The following is a 21,763-nucleotide window of genomic DNA, read 5'->3' as shown; positions in this document are numbered from 1 at the left end:
TCCTAAAATCCTTTCAGCGCAGGCTATTAGCTAAATTCTCTGTCAGTCCAATCGGACAAAGAGGAATACACTGCGGCCGCAGAGGTAAAGTCATGACCTGCAGATTGTGCAGTGGGAATAGCCACACAACGCAGCCCGGCAGCTACCGCGGCGGCCAGACCGTGCTCGGTATCTTCCACTGCCATAACCTGATCTGCTGTCAGGTTCATTTGTTGCAGTGCCATTAAGTAACAATCGGGGGCAGGTTTACTGTGCTCAACATCTTCCACCGCCACTACGCATTCTATCCAGTCGGCAAAGCCATAACATTCCAGCGTACGTTGAACCGAGTACCTGCTACCGCCTGTCACAATGGCAATGCGAAGCCCCTGCTCATGACAAAGTGTCATGGTTTCCTGTGCGCCAGGCATTAATGGGAAGGGTGATTTATGCAGATGCTCTTCGGTCAGGCGGGTTTTGGTATTCGCTAACGCCTCCGGTTCAACCGATAAATTGAAATCCCTCACCACGTCCACGCCATTTTGCGAGGTGGGCACACCAGCCATGGTCTCGTTATAATAAGCGTCGGTTAATTCCACACCATAAGGCGCGAGAGTTTGCTGCCATAGCTTAAAGTGAACCGCCTCCGAATTTATCAGCGTTCCATCATGGTCAAATAAAATAGCCTGCAACAGTGTTTCCGGGCTTGCCATTACACTACCTCGGCCAGATTACCTTTGCTTTCCAGCCAGGTTTTACGATCACCACTGCGTTTCTTCGCCAGGAGCATATCCATCATTTCGAGCATTTCATCGTTATCGTCAGCCGTTAATTGCACCAGCCGACGGGTATTTGGGTCCATGGTGGTTTCGCGCAGTTGTAACGGGTTCATTTCACCGAGACCTTTAAAGCGCTGCACGTTTACTTTGCCACGTTTTTTGTCGGCTTCGATGCGATCCAGAATGCCCTGCTTTTCGGCTTCATCCAGCGCATAAAACACTTCTTTACCCACATCGATTCTAAACAATGGTGGCATGGCAACGTACACGTGACCGGCATTCACCAACGCACGGAAGTGACGCACAAATAAAGCACATAGTAAGGTAGCGATATGCAAACCGTCTGAGTCGGCATCGGCCAGAATACAAATTTTACCGTAACGCAAACCGGTTAAATCTTCGGAATCGGGATCAATACCCAGTGCGACCGAAATATCATGAATTTCCTGCGAACCAAGTATTTGCCCGGAGTCCACTTCCCAGCTGTTCAGTATTTTACCGCGCAGCGGCATGATGGCCTGGAACTCACGATCGCGGGCCTGCTTGGCGGAACCACCAGCGGAATCCCCTTCCACCAGGAACAGTTCAGACTGGGTAATATCCTGCGAGCCACAATCGGTTAACTTACCCGGCAGCGCAGGACCCTGAGTAACCTTCTTACGGGCGACCTTTTTGTTTTGACGCAAACGGCGCTGTGCATTGTTGATACACATTTCGGCCAGCGCTTCAGCGATGTCGGTATGTTGATTAAGCCACAGACTGAACGAATCTTTAACCACGCCGGAAACAAACGCCGACGCCTGACGCGATGACAATCGCTCTTTGGTCTGGCCGGCAAACTGTGGGTCGTGCATTTTAGTGGAGAGAATATAAGCGCAGCGATCCCAGATATCATCCGGCGTTAATTTAACGCCGCGCGGCAGTAAACTGCGGAATTCGCAGAATTCACGCATAGATTCCAACAATCCCTGACGCAAGCCATTAACGTGGGTACCGCCCTGTGCGGTGGGAATAAGATTAACGTAACTTTCGGTAGTGAGCTCACCACCTTCCGGCAACCACATTACAGCCCAGTCGGCCGCTTCACCATTGCCACTGAAACTGCCGGTAAAGGGCACATCATCGGGTACGGTAATGTAGTCTTTAACCGCGCTTAACAGATAATCCTGCAGGCCATCTTCGTAATGCCATTCGTGGGTTTCTTTATTGACTTTGTCTTCAAACTTAATGCGCAACCCAGGGCATAACACCGCTTTAGCGCGTAGGTTATGACACAGTTTTGACACCGAGAACTTTGCCGAATCAAAATATTGCGGATCGGGCCAGAAACGTACGCTGGTGCCGGTATTGCGCCTGCCGCAGGTATCAATAACGTTAAGATCTTCCGCTCTGTCGCCATCGGCAAAAGCAATAAAATACACCTGACTGTCACGACGGATAGTGACTTCTACCCGGTTAGAAAGCGCGTTTACCACCGAGATCCCCACGCCGTGCAAACCTCCGGAGTACTCGTAGTTTTTATTTGAAAACTTACCGCCGGCATGGAGCTTGGTCATGATCAGCTCAACCCCGGATATTTTTTCTTCCGGATGAATATCTACCGGCATACCACGACCATCATCCACAACTTCCAGGGACTGGTCTTCATATAGCACAACTTTGATATTCGAGGCGTGCCCCGCCAGTGCTTCGTCCACACTGTTGTCGATCACTTCCTGCCCCATGTGATTCGGGCGGGTCGTGTCTGTGTACATTCCCGGACGCCGTTTAACCGGCTCCAGACCATTTAGGACCTCAATTGCATCTGAATTATATTGATTCGACATTATTGTGATTATTCTTTGTTTGAGCTGCACACACGTTGCCATGGTAGCGCCGCGAACAGACGCCATTAAGGCAACCTTTTAACTGATGTTATCAGGGGTCTGTCAGAAGCGCAATTTGACCTAACCTGGTGTTGGTTCGGCCGAATCCAGGAAAGCCATTATTCCTTCCAGATGGGCTTCGTAGTTCACAAAACTGTGATCGCCGCCATCTTCTATATACACATCGGCACCGGTATAATGTTTTACCGCTTCACGATAATCGAGCGTTTCGTCGCCGGTTTGCAGCAATACCTTGTAGCGCTCGGGAAAACTCAGTTGCGGCTGATAGAACTGGCGTATGTGCTCAATGTCAGCTTCGGTAAGCACAAAGCGCTTATTGGTATAGGGGTTTTCATGTTCGCCGAGATAATCTTTGAGTAATTCAAAAGGGGCTACTGCCGGATTGATTAGCACCGCTTTGCCGCCGTACTGCTCGATTAGCCAGGTTGCCAGATAGCCGCCCATGGAGCTGCCAATGACTTTCAGCCCCTCGGAAAATAAATCAGGGTGATCTTTTAGCAGCGCCTGCAATTGCGCTTCGAGTTCTGCCGGGCTGTTGGATAATTCAGGGCAAATAAAGGTTGTCTCTGGTGAATGTTGCAGCAGGTACGCCCGGGTTTGGTTGGCTTTTAACGAGTTTGGAGAGCTTAAGAATCCATGTAAATAAAGTATCGACGCCATGACGACTCCTGTTTATTGCGTTATCCGATGTATGTGGGAGGTAAAAGCTCCATTTTCTGCCCATTCAATTACCCGAAACCCTGCTGGTTCGCTGGCCAGGCCGTACTGGGCTGAAAGTTGCCACTGCCAGCAGGAAGAAGGCACACCAAGCACGGGTATACCGCTGAGCTGAGCCTGGGTTTCGGCGTGAATGTGACCATGTAATACGGCTTTTACCGGGTGCTCTGCAAGCCAGCGAGTAAGGGCCTCAGTATTTTGCAGCGCATGATTATCCATCCAGCTGCCCGTGGCAACAGGGTGATGATGGATTGCCAGTAGATGCCCGGCATCCGGTGCCCGGAATATGCTGGTTGCAACACTAGCCAGTTGCCCCTCTTCAATCACACCAAGTGTTCCCTCAAGGCGCGTATCCAGGCCATGAATATAGTTGCCTTTCAGCAGCCAGGGTGAACCAGCCTGTAACCAGTTGTTTGTCAGCAGCTTATTAAAATAGGGGTTGTTGTCGTGGTTACCGGGGATCACCCGCCATGGAATTTCGCCGCCCCATCGCTTAACCAGCGTCAAAAACAATTGATAACTTGCGGCACTTTCGTCACTGGAAATATCACCGGTAAACAGCAGACCGTTGGGTTGTTCTTTACGGGCTGCAATTAACACCTGAGTTAAGGATTCAGCGGGATTAATGCCGCCGTAAGCGGTAGATTCGGGCGACGCAAATAAATGACAGTCAGATATTTGGAGCAGCTTCATTCAGGTTGAGGCAATGGGTTGTGCGTTGTGATTTAGACAAAAATGCAGCCACTCGGTTAAAAATAAATTCACCATGTGCTTTTCGTTGCGAAGCCGCATTTTGGCATTGGGGTATTCGTAAGAAGGCGCCAGCGCGCCAGCATTCTGACTGGAGGTGACTTCTGCCATTCGCGCATCATGGTACATTCTCACTGTCATAGATGGCTTAAGATAACCGGGCGTGGAAACATTCACCTGCTCCACCAAAATGGTACTGGTATAACGTGCCGACTCAACAATCTGAATACGGTAAGACAACCCCAGGCCCGCAGTAAACCGGTAAGTCAGATCCTCGGTATCGCAGTCGGGGAGCATAGTTAAAAGATGTACATAATTACGCTCGCAGATAGCCTGCAAGGTAGGTAAATTAGGTACATATTTACGCTTATTACTGGTCACCGGACTGCCACTGCTCTAACAAAGTGTGTTTGTTCATAAAGAACCATTGTAACGCAATTATGCTTGCCGCGTTGTCTATTTTACCCGATTCCAGCCACTCTCTGGCGGTATCCTCTGCCACCCGGTGGACTAAAATATCTTCTGATTCATACTCCAGTCCGTGCACACCGGAAGCATTTGCCGCATCAGTGCAGGCCACGTACACATGTAGCCTTTCGGTGGTGCCACCCGGGCTCGCCAGGTAACTCAAGGCTTTGGTAAGATGAGTCAGCGCAATCCCCGCTTCTTCCTGCGCTTCCCGGTGACATACCGACTCCTGAGTTTCGCCCTCATCGATAATCCCGGCGATGATCTCAATCAGCCAGGGCGAATTGGTGGTGGGCAACGCGCCAATCCGAATTTGCTCAATCAGCACAAATTCCTGACGAACCGGATCGTAAGGCAATACGGCGACAGCGTGCCCCCGCTCGAAAATCTCCCGACTAATAGTGCCAGTCCAGCTTCCGTCGTATTTTTTGTGCGAAAAATCATAGCGAACCATCGTAAAGAAACCTTCGTACAAAGGCTCAATTGCCGCGATTTTGACGTCTTCTGAGTTGAAACGTTGAATTTTCGCTGTCATTGCATTCTCATTTATTGGTTAAACCAGTTACTATACGCGTTTGAGTATTTACGATCATGCGTGTATATATAATTTTTGCATACATACACTCAGGTAAATAAGACACATATTCTGTTACACTTACGCAAGCTCTGTTACGACTTAGTTGTGTCTTTTATTATGCGATTTTTTTAAAGTACACCATTGTAATTGAAGTGAGATCGTCATTTGGGTGTATGGTTCGGGCAAAGGCATACCCGTTAACCATACTAGCGTAGTTTAGCTACCCATATCACCCATTTAGTTAGTAAACACAGTTGAGATTGAAGGCACACACATGAAAAAAACACTTTTATCGCTGATGCTTGGTCTGGGAATGACCACACCAGTATTAGCAGATAGCTTATTGGACGTTTATCAACAAGCCATGGCCAACGATCCGGTTGTTAACCGTGCAAAAGCACAACGCGACGCGGCCTATCAGGCAATTCCACTTAGCCGTGCCGCGCTGTTACCGCAAATATCAGGTTCATTGGGCTACAGTAAATCATCCAGGGAGAGCCAACAGAATCTTCAGGTAGAAAACGATGATGGCTCTACTGGAATTGTGGTCATCGATACTGATAACGATACTACCTCAAGCAGTTATGGTATTGACCTTACTATGTCATTGTATGACCACTCCAACTGGCTGGGCTTGGATCAAGCTGAACTGTCTGCGGAACAAAGCGATGCTACCTATGCAGCAGCGGTGCAGCAATTGATTGTGCGTACGGTTACCGCCTACTTAGATGTTCTGCGAGCTCAGGATAACCTGACTTTTGTACAAGCCGAAAAGCGCGCCATTGAGCGCCAGCTAGAGCAAACCAAACAACGTTTTGAAGTGGGCTTAACCGCCATTACGGATGTACACGAAGCACAGGCAAACTACGATAACACTGTTGCCCAGGAAATTGTGGCCGAGAATCGCATCGAACTGGCCCGTGAGGCACTGCGCGTGATTACCGGTAAATACCATGACCGTTTGGATGTGCTGGACACCCAACGTTTCGCCGCCTCAGCGCCTGTACCTCAGGCTGTGACTGAATGGCTGGACATTGCTGAAGATGCTAACCTGACCCTGCTGGCCCAGAGACTGGCATTAGATGTAGCGAAAAAAGATATTGATATTGCTACAGCTGGTCATTACCCAACATTGGGATTGACTGCTTCTTATGGAGCTTCAAAAACTAAAATTGAATCTAATAGCGCTTCAGCAGATACTCCGTTTAGTTTCGAAAACACTACTCCGTATTTTGATAGTCAAAGTATCGGCGTTTCATTAAATGTTCCGATTTATCAGGGTGGTTCGGTATCCGCTCAGGCTGATCGAGCTCGGGCGCTTTATGTTTCTGTTAGTCAGGATCTGGAACTAGCCCACCGTCAGGCTATTCAATCGGTTCGTAGTTCTTACAATGATGTAAAAGCCTCTATCTCAACCATTCGCGCGTTGGAACAAGCGGTATTATCTGCAGAGAGCGCCCTGAAAGCGACTGAAGCGGGTTTTGATGTGGGTACGCGTACCATTGTAGATGTACTTAACAGTACCCGTAATTTGTTCGACGCTCGTGCTAACCTGTCGGGCGCGCGTTATGACTTTATTCAGGCGATGGTTACACTTAAAGAAGCCGCAGGTAATCTTACCGCCAGTGACCTTGAGTTGATTAGTCAGGGCCTGAAAGACGCGCCAATGGACAGCGAGTAATTAGCTTTGGCAAGACACAAAAAACGCGCCCTTGCGGCGCGTTTTTTATTGGCAAAATGATTTATCAGGGTTTAGATGTAAACTGTAAGGCCTCGAGACGTTGAAGAATTTCTTCCATCGACGCCTTAATTTTAAGGGTCTCTTCAATACTCGGCGCATGGTTATTTAATTGTTCTGCCAGTTGCGCTAATTTAGCTTGCAAACTTTCGCTGCTGTCGTCCATGATACGGCCTGAAAAATGAGTTCAAACCAATAATATAGTCTTATTTCACGATTCACAAACGAAACTATCTGACCATGAAGGCATCTCAACTCCAGCTCAAATTTGAACAGGTTCGTACTAATAAAGTATTCGAACTTTTTGTTATTGCTGTCATTTTATTTTCGGCATTATTGGTAGGGGCAAAAACCTACGACATGCCAAGTACCGTTAATCAGATCACCAATGTACTCGACTGGCTGATTAGCGCGTTCTTTTTAATTGAAATATCTATTCGTTTTTTAGGAGAGAGAAACAAACTCGATTTCTTTAAAAGTTTTTGGAACTGGTTTGATACGCTGATTGTGTTAGTCAGTTTATTACCATTGGAGAATAGTGATACAGCACTGATTGCCCGCTTGGTAAGAGTATTCAGGGTATTGCGGATGATATCTATCATTCCGGAATTACGAATACTGCTGGTCTCGCTAATGAAGGCCTTGCCGCAGCTTGGCTATGTGATGCTGCTAATGTTCATTATCTTCTACATTTACGCCGCTATCGGCAGCACCCTGTTTGAGAGTATTAACCCTGATCTGTGGGGCGACATTACGATTTCGTTGTTAACGTTATTCAGGGTGATGACCTTTGAAGATTGGACGGACGTCATGTATGAAACCATGGAAGTCTATCCGTTAAGCTGGTTCTTCTACCTGAGCTTTATCTTTTTTACCGCCTTTGCATTTTTAAACATGGTGATTGGTATTGTGGTAAATGTGATGGAGGAAGAAAATGCCAAAGCTTACCGTGAAGCCCATAAAGATGAGCCTACCATCAACGATATCGCCGCCCACCTGCAGCGACTCGAAAAGAAAATTGATGGGATGCAGCGTAAGGAATAACGGCGCTTTAATAGGCTGAGCAAGTCTGTTCAAGAGAGCCCGGATAAGCACCGCGTGCTTGCCGGGACAACGGAGTAAGTAATACCGGCTCAAAGCCGGTAGATGATGTTGTATTGGCTCACTCTCGTACTCATATCAATGCTAACCAAAACTTAATATCCCCGGAAATGCTTTGCGTTATCCGGGGGCTGAGTGTCATCCCGGAAGGCCCGAAGGGCCTATCCGGGACCCCCTTACAAGTTATCGAGGGCTAGAAATTTCCGCCCTAAAAACTTCATAAGTACTTTTTAAAGCCTGAAGGTATCTCAGCATTTTGTCGGGGTGCCGACTGCACCCAAAGGGGAGGTGGCTCCCCTTTGGAAACCTACCAGTTCTTTAATCGCGAAGAAGCATACTGATACCGTGCAGGTAAAACCTATCGTCCAGAGAGGGCGTCCTGCCCTCGCTGGACGGAAACGTCATCCATGACGTCTCTACGCTTTTACTTATTCTGCACGCTATCAGTATTTCGCGATAATAAAGAACCAAAAGAAGAGCTAATAAGCTTACCCAGCCTGTTCAGGAGATCCCGGATAAGCACTAAGTACTTTCCGGGAAGACGGAATAATTAATCCCGGCTAACAGTTTGACAAAAGTGTATTGGCTGGAGATGTATTACCTTAGGCTAAAACATCCGCTTTTACCTGTTCGGTTATTGCGAACTATTGGGAGACAAAAAATTATTCGCCAAAGCGTAGGCTCGTCACGGACGACGAGCCAAGGCTGCGCGGGCAGGACGCCCTCTCAGCCAGTTAGGTTTGGCTTTTTTGTCTCCCAATAGGCTTTTTCGCAATTTAGAACTGAGCGGGGTCCAGGGGTGGGCTCGCTCCCACCCCTGGTCGCAGTCGGCGACCCGACAAAATGCTGATATTTTTGTGGATATATAAAAGCTATTTTGAGTTAGCCAGTCTGTTCTGGAGATCCCGGATAAGCACTGCGTGCTTTCCAGGAAGACGGAATAGGTGATACTACAAATAAACCCAATTAACGTAGATATTTAGCCGGCTCATTTTTACCCGGCAGAGAGGCTTTAATAAACGCCCGGATGTCATCATTTGCCGTCTTCAAATCTTCATGGCGCAGATACATCATATGACCGCTGCGGTAACCTTTAAAACTCAATCGGTCTTTCATTTTACCGCTGGCATCGAGTTGCCATAGCGTGTATTTGGCGTCGAAGTAGTTAGTCGCCCCATCATAATAGCCTGATTGGATCATCACATGCAGATAAGGGTTTGCCGCCATGGCCAGGCGTAGGTTTTCGCCGGTTTTATCGTTGCTGCGATCCCAGGGATGCACCGGTCCAAACATGTTGTACTTTACATCGGTTTTATAATTCAGTACTTCACGTAAATAGTAATTCAGTGCCGGGGTAAACGAGTGAAGCCAGGAGGTTAGTTCGGCATTGTAATCGGGCCGACTGCCGCTGTCTTTGCCATCAATCCCCAGGTAACGACTATCGAGGCGGCCGACGGTTTTACCTTCTTCACGAAGCAGCTCTTTCCAGTAAAACCAGGTGCTCACATCCAGATTGTTTTGCTCCACGGTTTTTTCGGATAATCCTGAGTAGGCTGCTACCTGGGCAACAACAGATTGTTTTTCAGCCTCGCTGATAAAACCGCCACGGGCTACCGCTGGTAACAGCTTATTCAGCGCAAAAGCTTCAACCTGAGGCAAAAACGCTTCAAGCGCCATATTCTGATACTTCGGCGCAAGTAACTTATGGTGCCATGCGGTCGCAGCGAAATAGGGTAGCCGGTTCGCCACGTCTACCGGGCCATCTCGCTTGATCCCCAAATCCGTTGGTGAAACCAGAATCACCCCATTCAGATACATCCACTGACTGTTTTGCAGTGCCAATGCCAACCCGGAAACCCTTGTAGTACCGTAACTTTCACCAATCAGGAACTTTGGCGAACGCCAGCGGTTATTGCGGGTAACGAAAGTGTTGAGCCATTCAGCCAGGTATTTGACGTCGGCATTTACCCCAAAGAACATCTCTTCTTGTGCTTCTTTCGAGGGTAGCTCACCTTCCTCATTCTTTAATACACGACTGTAGCCGGTATTTACCGGATTGACATACACAATGTCGGCAACATCCAGAATAGAGTAAGGGTTACTTTCAACGCCATAAGGCTGCACCGGGTAACCCTCGTCATCAATATTCAGGATCACTGGCCCGGTATAGGCAATGTGCATCCAAACCGAGGCAGAGCCAGGTCCGCCATTAAAACTAATCACCAGAGGCCTGGTGCTGTCGTCTTTAATATCACTGCGCTTGTAATAGGTGTAATGCAACGTAGCCACTGCATCCCCTTCGTCGTTCCATACCGGCTGCGTTCCGGTAGTGGCAATGTAGTTTAGCCTGTCGCCGTTAATAGTGGTTTTATGTTCGGTTACCACGGTACTATCGGGTTCGATGGCGCGACCGTAATCTTCAGCATAGCCAGACGGGGATGCTAGCAGTGAAACCCCCACGGTCAGCGTGAGTAGTGATTTAATGATTGTCATTAGTGCTCTCTTTTTATTGTTGTGTCATTTACCATCATGGCACAAAAAGCAGACCAGGTTGAGTGGTGTCAGGGCATTCTGCCGGATCCCGGCGATAATTGGTTTCTGAGCAGAGTAACAAATGGATGTAATGGTGATACAAGTCGGCGCTTGTATCACCACAAAACCCTTACAGATTATATTGCTGTTCCAGTTCGGCCACCCGAGTTTTGGAATCAGCCGCATCGAAAATGCGATCGGCAAGGCGACGTTTAGCTAAAGGTTTTAAATCCATTTTCAACAACAGTTCAATATAGTTAAGGTAGATTTCTTCGCTACGAACTTCTTCTGACATCACGCTATCGTAGATCGCCTTGGCATCCTCAGTTTCGCCTTTATCGATTAACACCTGCGCCAGGGTATCGGCTATTTCAGGCGCTTTAGGTACAACTTTAAGTGCTTGGCGAGCATGAACTTCGGCGTCATCAAGCATGCCCTCCTGATGTTCAAGATAAGCCAGGTTGTTGAGCGCAATAGCATTCTCTGGCTGCTTTTCAGCAAGCTGGCGGTAAACATCGATCGCTTTGCTACGATCACGTTGAATCAGACGCTCTGCATACAGCAACATCGCCTGAGTGTTGTCTGGATTGTTTTTCCTGAATGCAGTGACTAGTTCAAACGCTTTGTCCGATTGACCGGCCATTTCGTGGGCAGCCATGGCTAGCAGCAGATTACGGCTATTGGGAATGGCCTCATACGCGGCTAGCGCATTGGGAATGGCCGCCGTGGGATTATCCCGGTAAAGCTGTAACCGCGCTTTGATCCCTTTTACATAAGGCAACTGCTGCTCTTGCGCCGATAACTGGTTCAGGATGGCTTCGGTTTGTGGAATTTGCCGTAACATGGCATGGAAATGCGCTTTGACTATCTCAATTTGCCGGTCTGGACGCTTTTCTAAAAAGCCGGCCATTAACTCCACGCCATTTTGAAAACGGCTTTGTAAATCCAGGATCATCGCCATGCCCAGCACAGCCGTCTTATTGTTTGGCTGTTCACTCAGCCAGGCCTCGTAATGCGCTTTCGCTTCGTCTACGCGGGCGCCCGCCAGCAATAACCGGCCTTTGGTATCCCAGAATAAATCGGGCGTATCTCCGTTAAGCGGTACCTGTTCGATAAGCTCAATGCCATCAGTAATTCTTTTTTCTGCCAGGTAGACTCGGGCCAACACGGTTTTTGGTAGGTCGTCATCCGGATTGCGGGCCACCACTTCCTGAATGGTATTAACCGCTTCATTGGCTTTGCCCATTTGCTTTTGCACAATATACAACAGCGCCAGCGATGCCTGATCAGTAGCGTCGATCTTAAGCGCGGCATTAATGGCATTCAGTGCCTCTTGAGGCTGTTTCTGTACCATAGCCAGCGACACTCGCTGGATTTTGGCTTTGATACTCTTACTGTCTAAAGCTTCAGCTTTGGTTATGGCGGCTTCGGCGGCAGGATAGTCTTGCTGCGCAAGATACACCTGCCCTTTCACCAGCCAGGGTTGAGCATTTTGTGGCTCAGTTTTTTGCCAGTTTTCTGCCACTTCCAGTGCTTTATCGAACTGCCGCGTAGCTATGTAGGCGTTTGCGAGCGTTTGCTGCCCCATAGTGAGTTCTGGTGCACGCTCAACCGCAGCCTCCAGATTCACCAGGCCTTCGGCATCGTTAATCGACAGCTGTAACACCCCAATACGAGTTAAGTCTTCTGCCGAAGTCGCAATCGGCACAGACTTTTCAATCATCGCCTTAGCATCAACCACGTTGCCGCTTTGCAGTAGCTGATAGCCGGCTTTAGAAAACAACATAGCATCATTTTTGGCTTCACCGTCGACTCTGGCCAGGATATCGGTAGCTTCTTCATTTTTCCCCTGCTGCAGTAAACTGTTTGCCAGCATACGCAGCGCCGCATGTGACGGCGGTAAATCAGAAGCAATCATCGACAGATGACGGGTGGTGGCAGCATAGTCTTCTAACTGATAGGCACTGAAACCGGCTATTAATCGGGCAAGAGGATCATTACGGCCATTCTGAATCGCTGTTTCCAGGTGCTTAAGGGCATCGCTGAAATTCCCCTCACGCGCTTCAATGATGCCTTTAAACTGGTTCAGCAACGGATTATTAGCGCCTTTCTCCAGCAGATCATCAACTAATGGAGCGGCGTCTTCGAAACGCTTGGCATCCATCAGGATAGCGGTAAGAATAAATTTGGTTTCGGTATCATCCGGCGACACGTCCAGATACGCATCGTAAGCAGTTACGGCGGCGTCCAGATGACGTAAATACATATTCAGCCGGGCTTGCTGCATCAGCACATCTTTATTCATCGGTGCCTGTTGATGCAGGGTATTGATAGCTTGTAATGAGCCTTCATAGTCGTCATCGAGCACCTTACCCAGCGCCAGCGATAACCCCTTATACACACTCGATGTATCTATTTTTGCAATATCCTCAAGCAGGGCTCGGGCTTCTTTGTTCTTGTCCAGTCGCAACAGGGCTTCCAGTTTGTAGTAGGTTACCTCGGCCCGTTTTACCGGCGTCAGGCCATCCACATTGTGGTTAATTTCTGACAAAGCAACTTCTGAATTGGTTTCCTGGTAGGCCCGGGTGATTAACGGCAGCACTTCGCTGACTTCATATCCCAGATCCAGCGCCTGGTTGAGTTCTTTTTCTGCTGACACAAAGTCTCTTTGTTGCAGGTAGAGCTGACCAAGTTCAAAACGCGCGTCGGGATCCTTGGGGGCTTTCTGAATGGCACTTTTATATTCGAGAATTGCCGACTGATTGTCTTTCGCCTCAACAAACTGGCGCGCTGCAAGCATATGTTCTTCACTGCTTTTCTGACCACAGCCAGTCAGCGACAGGCTTGTAACCCCCAGCAATACTGCGCCGAATACCATGTTAAGTTTAAACGACTTTCTTTTCATAAAGCTTACCTTGCAAATGGTTCCCAGACTTTCCGTATTGTTGCAGCGACTAATACCAATCAGACGTGGTATCCATATTACTATTGGCCTATAATAGTGTTTTAATAATCAGCTGGCTTTTCTGCTATGCCCCATCCGAGTTATTCAGGATCCGTAATTTAATGACCACAAATGTCGAACTGACCTTCACAGACCTTAATCTTCCGCCACCTATCTTACAAGCCCTGGAGAAAGTTGGCTACGAGAAACCGTCGCCAATTCAGGCGGAAAGTATTCCGTTATTACTGGACGGACACGATCTGTTAGGTCAGGCTCAAACCGGTACCGGTAAAACCGCCGCCTTTGCATTGCCCATGCTGGCCAATCTTGACGTAGAAGGCAACTATCCGCAGTTGCTGGTACTAGCCCCCACGCGGGAGCTGGCCATTCAGGTAGCCGAAGCGTTCCAGGCTTATGCCAGCTTCTCTAAAAAAATCCGCGTACTGCCGGTTTACGGTGGTCAGTCATACGATAACCAGATCCGCCAGTTAAAACGTGGCGTGCAAGTTGTGGTGGGTACCCCGGGCCGGGTAATCGATCACATTAAACGCGGCACGCTTAAACTCGGCCAGCTGAAGTTTTTGGTCCTCGACGAAGCCGACGAAATGTTACGCATGGGCTTTATCGATGATGTAGAACTCATTTTAAGTCATGCCCCGGCAGAACGTCAGACCGCACTGTTCTCGGCAACTATGCCCGGACCGATCAAAAAAATAACCGAACGTTATTTAAAAGATCCCAAGCATGTCAAAATCGCCTCCAAGGTAAGTACGGCCAGCACTATCCGCCAGCGTTACTGCCAGGTTGCCGGACACCATAAGCTTGAAGCGCTTACCCGTATAATGGAAGTAGAGCCCTTTGACGGTGTTATCATCTTTGTGCGCACCAAAACCGCAACGCTGGAATTATCAGAAAAGCTGGCCGCGCGGGGTTATGACGTGGAGCCATTAAATGGCGATATCCCTCAGAATGCACGAGAGCGAACTGTTGAACGTCTGAAACAAGGCAAGATTGATATTCTGGTTGCCACCGACGTAGTCGCCCGTGGCCTTGACGTAGAACGTGTTAGCCATGTAATCAACTTCGACGTGCCTTACGACACAGAAAGTTATGTGCACCGTATTGGTCGTACAGGCCGGGCAGGAAGACTCGGCGATGCAATTCTGTTTATCTCTCACCGCGAAAAACGCATGCTGCAATCGATTGAAAGGGCTACCCGCCAGACCATCGAAGCGATGCCTATTCCGTCGATCACGGAATTAAACGAAACGCGTCTGAGCAATTTCAAGCAAAGCATCTCCGAGGCAACCAAAGACGACAGTATCGAAAACCTGATGCCTATTGTGGATATGCTGCGTGAAGAAATCGAAGCCAGCCCGGAAGTATTACTGGCCGCACTGGTAAAAATTGCCCAGGGCGATGAGCCATTACTGCTAAAAGAGTCTGACCGTCCTGATTTGCACAGCAAGCCACGCCGTGACCGCGACTTTGATGGCCCGGGGCGCCGTGACCGTGACAGCGGAAAAGGCCGTGATGCACGCCGTAAGTCACCCCGTGACAGTCGTCGTCCTGATGAAGGTAAGCAGCGCTTCCGTATCGAGGTGGGTCATGTGCATGGTGTGAAACCTGGTAACATCGTTGGTGCCATTGCCAATGAAGCCAATATCGACAGCAAACACATTGGCGCTATCGAGATTTATGATAATTTCAGTACCGTAGACTTACCCGAAGGAATGCCCGCGGAAACTCGTCAAACCTTACAGGGTACCCGCGTTGCCGGCCAGCGCCTGGCGCTTCGCGAATGGTCTGATAAGCCACCAGCGAAAGGTAAAGGTAAGGGCCCAGGTGCCGGCCGGGGTAAACCTCGCGATAAATAACAATAACGTCTAAAAAATTCTTTTTTATTCGTTTGAACAATATAAATATCGGGGCACACTAGCTGCAATTGTAAACACTGAGAGTTTGATATGCGCTACTTCCCGTTATTTGTTGATACACAGAACCTGCCCTGCCTGATAGTGGGGGCAGGTGAAGTGGCCGCTCGCAAACTCGAACTTCTGTTAAAAAGCGAAGCTCAGGTAACGGTAGTAGCACCTGAAATCTGTGGTACGGTCAGGCATCTGGCCAGTTCTGCACAGGTTTCGCTTCAGCAACGCCCCTTTGAAACCCCAGACCTCGACAATGTGAGGGTAGTTTTTGTTGCCACGAGCGACGAAGCTCTCAACGCGGAAATCCATGCCGAAGCCACCGCTCGCGGTTTGCTGGTAAACGTAGTGGATAACACGCCCTTGTGCGGGTTTATCACTCCCTCGATCATTGATCGCTCACCTATTGTGATTGCCATGAGCAGTGGCGGTCATGCGCCGGTACTGCTGCGTTATATGCGTCAGAAGCTGGAGTCGTTAATTCCCGCTAACATAAGCAAGCTTGGTGCTTTTTCTGAACATTTCAGAAACAAAGTTAAATCAACGCTGGCTTCGGTGACTGCGCGCCGTTATTTCTGGGAATCAGTGCTTGATGGTGACATTGCAGAAGAAGTCACCCAGGGGAATAATGCAAAAGCTGAGGAAAAATTTGAATCAGCACTCGCCGCTGCCGCTGAAAACAAACAAACCGAGGGACAGGTATATCTGGTTGGCGCCGGCCCCGGCGACCCCGACTTACTGACTTTCCGTGCCCTAAGACTGATGCAAAAGGCCGATGTGGTGGTTTACGACCGCCTGGTATCCCCACAAATCCTGGAGCTGGTACGTCGCGACGCCGAAAAAGTGTACGTCGGTAAAGCCAAAAGTATCCATACGGTTCCTCAGGACGATATCAATCAACTGCTCGTAAAATATGCCAAAGAAGGTAACCGGGTAGTACGCCTTAAAGGCGGCGACCCCTTTATTTTTGGTCGTGGCGGCGAAGAGATCCAACGCCTGATAGAAGAAGGGATTTCCTTCCAGGTGGTACCGGGGATCACCGCTGCAGCCGGTGCTGGCAGCTATGCAGGGATCCCACTTACTCACCGCGATCACGCTCAGTCTGTAGTGTTTGCTACCGGTCACTTAAAAAACAATAGCATCGATTTAAACTGGCCCTCTCTGGCGCAGCCAAATCAGACCGCCGTGTTTTATATGGGGCTAACTGGCCTGCCGATTATTTGTGAACAACTGATCAAACATGGATTGGCGCCATCTACGCCCATCGCTTTGGTGCAATCGGCAACCACCCACCAGCAAAAGGTGATCACCGGTACACTGGCCGATATGCCTGACCATCCGCAGTTAGCTGAAATAGCACCACCAGCTCTGATCATTGTGGGTGGCGTAGTCAGCCTGCACAAGCAACTTAACTGGTTTGAACCAGGCCAACCAGCATAGGCTGTCCGCAAGCTGAAAAATTGCGCTACACTTAACGGATGACACTGTTAAGTTGCGCGATGAAATATTTTAGCTTTATAAGTTGCTGTTGCCTTTTGTGCGGCTTACTCAATCATGCTCAGGCAGAACAAACAGCTTATCGCCGAACAGCAACGGCGGAGGGTACTCAGTACACCTTTGCCTGGCTCGATCACGATAACACCCCCCGTAAAATTTCATTTTTACTGCCCGATGAAAATAGCCAGCAGTTGCCTGTTCAACAGGTTAACTACAACCCTGCACTGGCACTCAGAGCAGTAGAGGTGGAATTACTCAAAGCAGCGCGGGAAATTGATCCCCGGGAAGCCCGCTTTAAACTGATCAACCGGCATGATTCACTGGAGTTCAGCTTAAGCGGTAAAGATGAAAAGCGCCTCGAAGAACTGACCACTGAATTAAAAGAAACCCAGGATACCGCCATCGATAACTACCTGGCCGAACGCTATTTTCAGCATTACAAAACGCCCCTGCTGCAGGAAGCCATTAAACCCAACCACATACGCTACATTGAAGAAAGCACACTGCCACTGATCCCGTTAGCTCAGTCACTCTACGATATCGTTGATGAGCAATCCAACGCACGCTCATACCTTAACCTGTTATTAAGTTGGGCACAGTCTATACCCTATGATGAACTGACTAACCGGGCCTCGAGTAACGGTTCGGGCTTTTCACCGCCGCTGGCAGTGCTTAATCAAAATCTCGGTGACTGCGATAGTAAGTCAGTACTCACTGCGTCTTTGATAAGAGCATTTTTGCCTAATAACTCCATGCGACTCGTACTGTTACGCAACCATGCCTTACTGGCCATTGCGATGACGCCACTCACCAAAGACGCCACCATGATGATAGACGGCATGCCGTTTATTCTGCTCGATCCTACCGGACCGGCACAAATGAAACTGGGTGAGATCAGTCAGTCCACTAAACAGGCTATCGCCTCAAAACAATACACCCTGGAAGTCATTCCTCCGGCGGTGCCCAGACCATTATAAACGGGGCAATTAACGGTCCTTACTATTATCGGGAAAAAAGCTGAACGGCTTTTTCGTCTGCGTAGTTGGCTCTGACCTGGACAAAATTCACAACATAGGCCTAACCCATAATCCGTGTTAATGTTAATAGCTAACGTTATGATGCTTTTGATAATGAGTTTAACAGCATGACAACCCCATCTAAGATACGACAACCACGACAAAACAGAAGTAAAGCCTCTCAGGAAAAGATTTTTAGTGGTGCAATTAACCTGTTAACAGAACGTGGTCCAGAAGAGTTTACACTGCAGGAACTGAGTAAACGTACCAAAGTATCGGTAGGTTCCATATATTATCGCTTTGATAACAAAGAAGTGTTGTTATCTGAACTTCAAAAACGTGAATATAAAAAAATATACCAGGCTTTTGCGGACACGATGAACAGGATTGAACAACAGAAGCTAGACCTGACTTCAACCCTGTTAACAGCAAACCGTGCCTACGCTAACCATTTAAAAGAAAATGCCCCGCTGATCAGAGCATTTATGAAGATAGCCCTGACCGAAAAAATCATTTCTAAAACCGGTACACATATTTACCATCAGAGCCAGGCCTTATATGAAAATTTAATTCTGGCAAATGCTGATGAGATCATACGCACGAATAAAGAGAAAGCCGTTCACTCCTGCTTTAGAATACTCCACGTTTCCTTTGCACGTTACCTAGGGTTTGGCAGTCTCGAACCCACAACAGATAACCTGACCTGGCAAGAGTTGTTAGATGAGGTCGTTGAAATTCAACGTTATTATCTACTTTCCGCCGCTCTTAATCCCATTCATCAAGGTTAGAACGACACATTTTGCTTATAAATCAATCACAACATCAATACGGAAACGATCCTTTAAACGCATTAAGGACCGAGGTTTTTGGATCTCGCCCTAGTATTACTTTACCCATTTCATCTATTGCCGAGTCACCTGGGGATTAGGTCGGTCTGAACCAAACACCGCCTGACCACCAGCATAGGTTAACCTTAAATTCCGCTCCTTTTAGCACAGGGCGACAGTCTTTGCCTGGGCATCATCGGTCATTTGTACCGCTAACCGTTTGGTATTGAGTATCCAAAGCGGCATAACAAAGATAAAAATACCAACGCAGAATACTGTCATTGCACTACTGCCAGAAAACACATCGATACTGGTTAATACCAGCGGGGTGGCAAAGTTGGCCAAGGTGTATACCAACCACCAAAAACCTGAATACGATCCACTCAAACTCACCGGCGCAACAGCCAGCACATATGTCATGGCAACCACAAGCATTAAACCGCCACCAGCTTGTTGAAGAATAACCGCAGCGGTTACCATAGTCATATCCTCAGCCAACCCTAGCATGACAAGTCCAGCGCCCATCATCACCATAGAAAGCGCTAAACCATAGCTAAACTTCCAGCTTTTAACGAGTCGGGCAAGTATCGCCCCAACGGGAGAACCAAAAATCATGCCCATAGACATAATTTTACCCACGGTTGCCGGGGAAGGCTCACCAAGCTCCTGTAATACAAAAGACAGCTTTACGGGTACGGCGTAAAAAGCCAATGAGCCAGGAATTGCCATAGCAATAAATAACAACTTAGTAGCTAAAGGCACAGCATTTTTAGTTGGATTAGAGGTGGTAGCCGGCGTGGTCTCTTGAACCGTGGCAGAACGAGGCTCATACAGCACAAATATCGCCGCAATAAATACCAGGAAACTCAACCCATATAAGCCAAAGGTGTAGTGCCAATCAATACGGCTTACCTGGCCCACAAGAAACAGCAAGACAGCACCCGCTAAAGGTAACGCAATGTTTTGGTAGGAAATCCACTTCTGGCGGTCATCACCGTTAAAATAGGCTGCGGTAAGTACCATGCAACCGGTAATAATACCGGCTTCGGCAACCCCCAATAATAAGCGCGTTGCTAACATGCCATAAAGCGAATCTAAAACCATTGGTGCAGCGCCCATTAGACCATAAAAAGCCAAAGACGCGACCAGCACCTTCTTACCACCAATACGATTAGCAATTTTACCGGCAACAGGCGAGCAAATAGCAAGAAAGAATGCCGGAGCAGTTAAGAGTAACGGCACCAGTACCTGAGCATACTGAACACCCTGAAAGTGTTGAAAAAGCGTACCGACTATTGGTGAGATAAGAACGGGCCCGAGCATGATAAACACGGGAACAAATAGCAACACGATACCCTGTGGAATATTCCTGCTGGTTGTAGCCATAAAACGTTACCTTTTAACGTAAACATGCCACCGTTGCCGGCAGCCTATTAAAAACCTATTTTCAGTTCCGCACATCAATTAGCTAACGTCATTATTCGTAGCCACGATAACAATGTCATTATCACGCAGATGATACGATGAATAACTCAATGTCACAGAGTCATCAACACAATTGCTGGTCTCAACCCGTTCCCATTAACAACAATAGAACTAGCACTCTAATATTATTTAAGGACCAGAAAACGACAGTGACACAGTCAATCGCGCGAGTCTGTGTACGAATAATTGTTGAATAGTAGCTTTCCCACTTCATACAATTTTAGAAAATAATTCATAGAACAGATTACTTTAACAAATTACGTAGTAGTGCATGTTGTCTGCGCACTTGATCACGTCCCCTGTAGGGCTCTCTGCGTCCTTCATACTCACTCGATAACCAGCCATTCCAACCTGCTGATTGTAAAGTATCAATAATGCCATCCCATGGAATATGTAAATCGTTTAATTGATCATCAATTTCAAAGAACTTGGTTTGTATAAAGTAAACGTGCTGCAGAATCTCTTGCAGATCGCTCATAGGCACTTTTAATGGCTCTAAAAACGGTGGACGTTTTCCGCCTTTCACTTCAATACCTTCGTGACCGTCATCACATGGCTCCGTCTGGAAGATACCGGTATCGATCATTAGCTTAAATTTCGATGACTTATGCTTCTCAATAAAACGGATATAATCTTGTGTCACTTTGTGCTTTATCGGCGTTGGACTGTGAATTTCCGGACAAATAACAATGTCGAGTTTTTCAGCCAAATCCAATGAACGAAGCACGGATTCCTGCCAAATTGGATGCGGATCCAGCTCCATGGTGGTAACACCAAATTTTGGCCTGATTGACGTAAAGCCAAGTGACTTAGCAAGCTGTAAATCATGCTTAATTTGCGCTTCGCCCTGATCTACTGTGAGGTCTTTATCAAGCCACATTGTGGTGTCGACCCAAGTACCCAGATTAGTGGGTGTTAAACGATAGGTTTCTAATAGTCTAAACCATTCATCTCGCCAAGCGTTGGTGGGTTGGGGGTATCCAGGTATGTTACCTTCCGCAAGCATTTCAATACCCGTTGCGCCCAGGTCAACAATATCTGCCATGACGTCTTCCAACGTCAACAAAGTATACATATCACCCGTATAGCTGTAGGTTGATACGCTTAACTGTGGCCCGCTTAATGGCTGAGCGTTAACAACCACTACTTTTGCGGAGGTTCTGAAGGGAGAGCGGCTGAAATGACCTGGTATATAGGGACGGCGAATGTAAATACAAGCATTCACCTCATACACACCATTTTGCAACGGCTCGTCTATTTCAATGGTCACTGTTGCCAGTTCATCAAGCTGCCAGCGCACGGCTTCACTCTTGCGTAATTCGGCTAGTGAATTCGTCTGTCCTTGTAGCGTCCAAATCGCAGCATCAGCAGGATATGTTTTATTATTCAACGTGATATCAATACCGTCGATTAAACTGGCCTGTACACCTCGATAATTTGGGTTGCGCAGTTGCAACTGGAAACCAGGCTTTCCATTGGCTAATGTAATGTTTCTAGCGCCACGGCTTTGTATTACTGAACGTTCAATCATAGCGATCCTTT

At 48.0% G+C, this 21,763-nt stretch carries 17 protein-coding genes; 6 read left to right on the top strand and 11 right to left on the bottom strand.

The genetic code is table 11. The annotated features are described in order from the left end of the window. Positions 1–26 precede the first annotated feature (26 nt). The 6 genes from AC2T0J_RS11305 to nudF form a co-directional block, all read right to left on the bottom strand. A complete protein-coding gene (locus tag AC2T0J_RS11305) occupies positions 27–692 on the bottom strand; it encodes an HAD family hydrolase (RefSeq protein WP_489810223.1) in 666 nt (221 codons plus the stop codon). Continuing rightward, positions 692–2,584, bottom strand: a complete 1,893-nt coding sequence (gene parE, locus AC2T0J_RS11300; protein WP_489810222.1) for a DNA topoisomerase IV subunit B — start codon at positions 2,582–2,584, stop codon at positions 692–694. Before parE ends, AC2T0J_RS11305 begins: the two co-directional genes overlap by 1 nt. 120 nt (positions 2,585–2,704) lie before the next feature. Then, positions 2,705–3,304, bottom strand: a complete 600-nt coding sequence (locus tag AC2T0J_RS11295; protein ID WP_489810221.1) for a YqiA/YcfP family alpha/beta fold hydrolase — start codon at positions 3,302–3,304, stop codon at positions 2,705–2,707. A gap of 12 nt (positions 3,305–3,316) precedes the next feature. Further along, complete coding sequence (locus AC2T0J_RS11290) at positions 3,317–4,054, bottom strand: metallophosphoesterase family protein (RefSeq protein ID WP_489810220.1); 738 nt, start codon at positions 4,052–4,054, stop codon at positions 3,317–3,319. Further along, positions 4,055–4,450 (bottom strand): DUF1249 domain-containing protein, encoded by a 396-nt coding sequence (locus AC2T0J_RS11285; protein WP_489810323.1) that lies wholly within the window; start codon positions 4,448–4,450, stop codon positions 4,055–4,057. 31 nt (positions 4,451–4,481) lie between these two features. Then, positions 4,482–5,114, bottom strand: coding sequence for an ADP-ribose diphosphatase (gene nudF / locus AC2T0J_RS11280; protein WP_489810219.1), 633 nt, complete (start codon positions 5,112–5,114; stop codon positions 4,482–4,484). 316 nt (positions 5,115–5,430) lie between these two features. Here nudF and tolC point away from each other — a divergent pair, with 316 nt between their 5' ends. Next, the gene (gene tolC, locus AC2T0J_RS11275; protein ID WP_489810218.1) at positions 5,431–6,837 is read left to right on the top strand and encodes an outer membrane channel protein TolC; all 1,407 of its coding nucleotides are present in this window, start codon (positions 5,431–5,433) and stop codon (positions 6,835–6,837) included. Between the two features lie 64 nt (positions 6,838–6,901). On the opposite strand, the gene AC2T0J_RS11270 is transcribed toward tolC, so the two are convergent. Continuing rightward, complete coding sequence (locus tag AC2T0J_RS11270) at positions 6,902–7,060, bottom strand: hypothetical protein (protein WP_489810217.1); 159 nt, start codon at positions 7,058–7,060, stop codon at positions 6,902–6,904. Between the two features lie 74 nt (positions 7,061–7,134). Between AC2T0J_RS11270 and AC2T0J_RS11265 the strand changes: the two genes are divergently transcribed. Continuing rightward, a complete protein-coding gene (locus AC2T0J_RS11265; RefSeq protein ID WP_489810216.1) occupies positions 7,135–7,938 on the top strand; it encodes an ion transporter in 804 nt (267 codons plus the stop codon). 1,023 nt (positions 7,939–8,961) lie between these two features. Here AC2T0J_RS11265 and AC2T0J_RS11260 read toward each other — a convergent pair. Then, entirely contained in the window at positions 8,962–10,488 is a 1,527-nt protein-coding gene (locus AC2T0J_RS11260; protein WP_489810215.1) for a S10 family peptidase, read from the bottom strand. Between the two features lie 169 nt (positions 10,489–10,657). After that, complete coding sequence (gene prsT, locus AC2T0J_RS11255; protein WP_489810214.1) at positions 10,658–13,432, bottom strand: XrtA/PEP-CTERM system TPR-repeat protein PrsT; 2,775 nt, start codon at positions 13,430–13,432, stop codon at positions 10,658–10,660. 161 nt (positions 13,433–13,593) lie between these two features. On the opposite strand from prsT, the gene AC2T0J_RS11250 reads away from it, so the two are divergent. The 4 genes from AC2T0J_RS11250 to AC2T0J_RS11235 all read left to right on the top strand — a co-directional run bounded on the left by AC2T0J_RS11250 (position 13,594) and on the right by AC2T0J_RS11235 (position 18,697). Beyond that, the gene (locus tag AC2T0J_RS11250) at positions 13,594–15,348 is read left to right on the top strand and encodes a DEAD/DEAH box helicase (RefSeq protein WP_489810213.1); all 1,755 of its coding nucleotides are present in this window, start codon (positions 13,594–13,596) and stop codon (positions 15,346–15,348) included. A gap of 90 nt (positions 15,349–15,438) precedes the next feature. Beyond that, positions 15,439–16,836, top strand: a complete 1,398-nt coding sequence (gene cysG, locus AC2T0J_RS11245; RefSeq protein WP_489810212.1) for a siroheme synthase CysG — start codon at positions 15,439–15,441, stop codon at positions 16,834–16,836. 95 nt (positions 16,837–16,931) lie between these two features. After that, entirely contained in the window at positions 16,932–17,870 is a 939-nt protein-coding gene (locus AC2T0J_RS11240) for a hypothetical protein (RefSeq protein ID WP_489810211.1), read from the top strand. A gap of 167 nt (positions 17,871–18,037) precedes the next feature. After that, on the top strand, positions 18,038–18,697 hold the full coding sequence (locus AC2T0J_RS11235) for a TetR/AcrR family transcriptional regulator (protein WP_489810210.1): 660 nt from the start codon (positions 18,038–18,040) through the stop codon (positions 18,695–18,697). Positions 18,698–18,898: 201 nt separating this feature from the next. Here the strand turns inward: AC2T0J_RS11235 and AC2T0J_RS11230 are convergent, their stop codons facing one another. Continuing rightward, positions 18,899–20,122 (bottom strand): MFS transporter, encoded by a 1,224-nt coding sequence (locus tag AC2T0J_RS11230; RefSeq protein ID WP_489810209.1) that lies wholly within the window; start codon positions 20,120–20,122, stop codon positions 18,899–18,901. Positions 20,123–20,465: 343 nt separating this feature from the next. Next, a complete protein-coding gene (locus AC2T0J_RS11225; RefSeq protein WP_489810208.1) occupies positions 20,466–21,752 on the bottom strand; it encodes a C-glycoside deglycosidase beta subunit domain-containing protein in 1,287 nt (428 codons plus the stop codon). Positions 21,753–21,763: the final 11 nt, after the last annotated feature.

This window comes from Alteromonas sp. ISO5 (assembly GCF_058105165.1).
The sequence above is the reverse complement of the archived record's forward strand: the minus strand, read 5'-3'. Positions and strand labels throughout refer to the sequence as shown.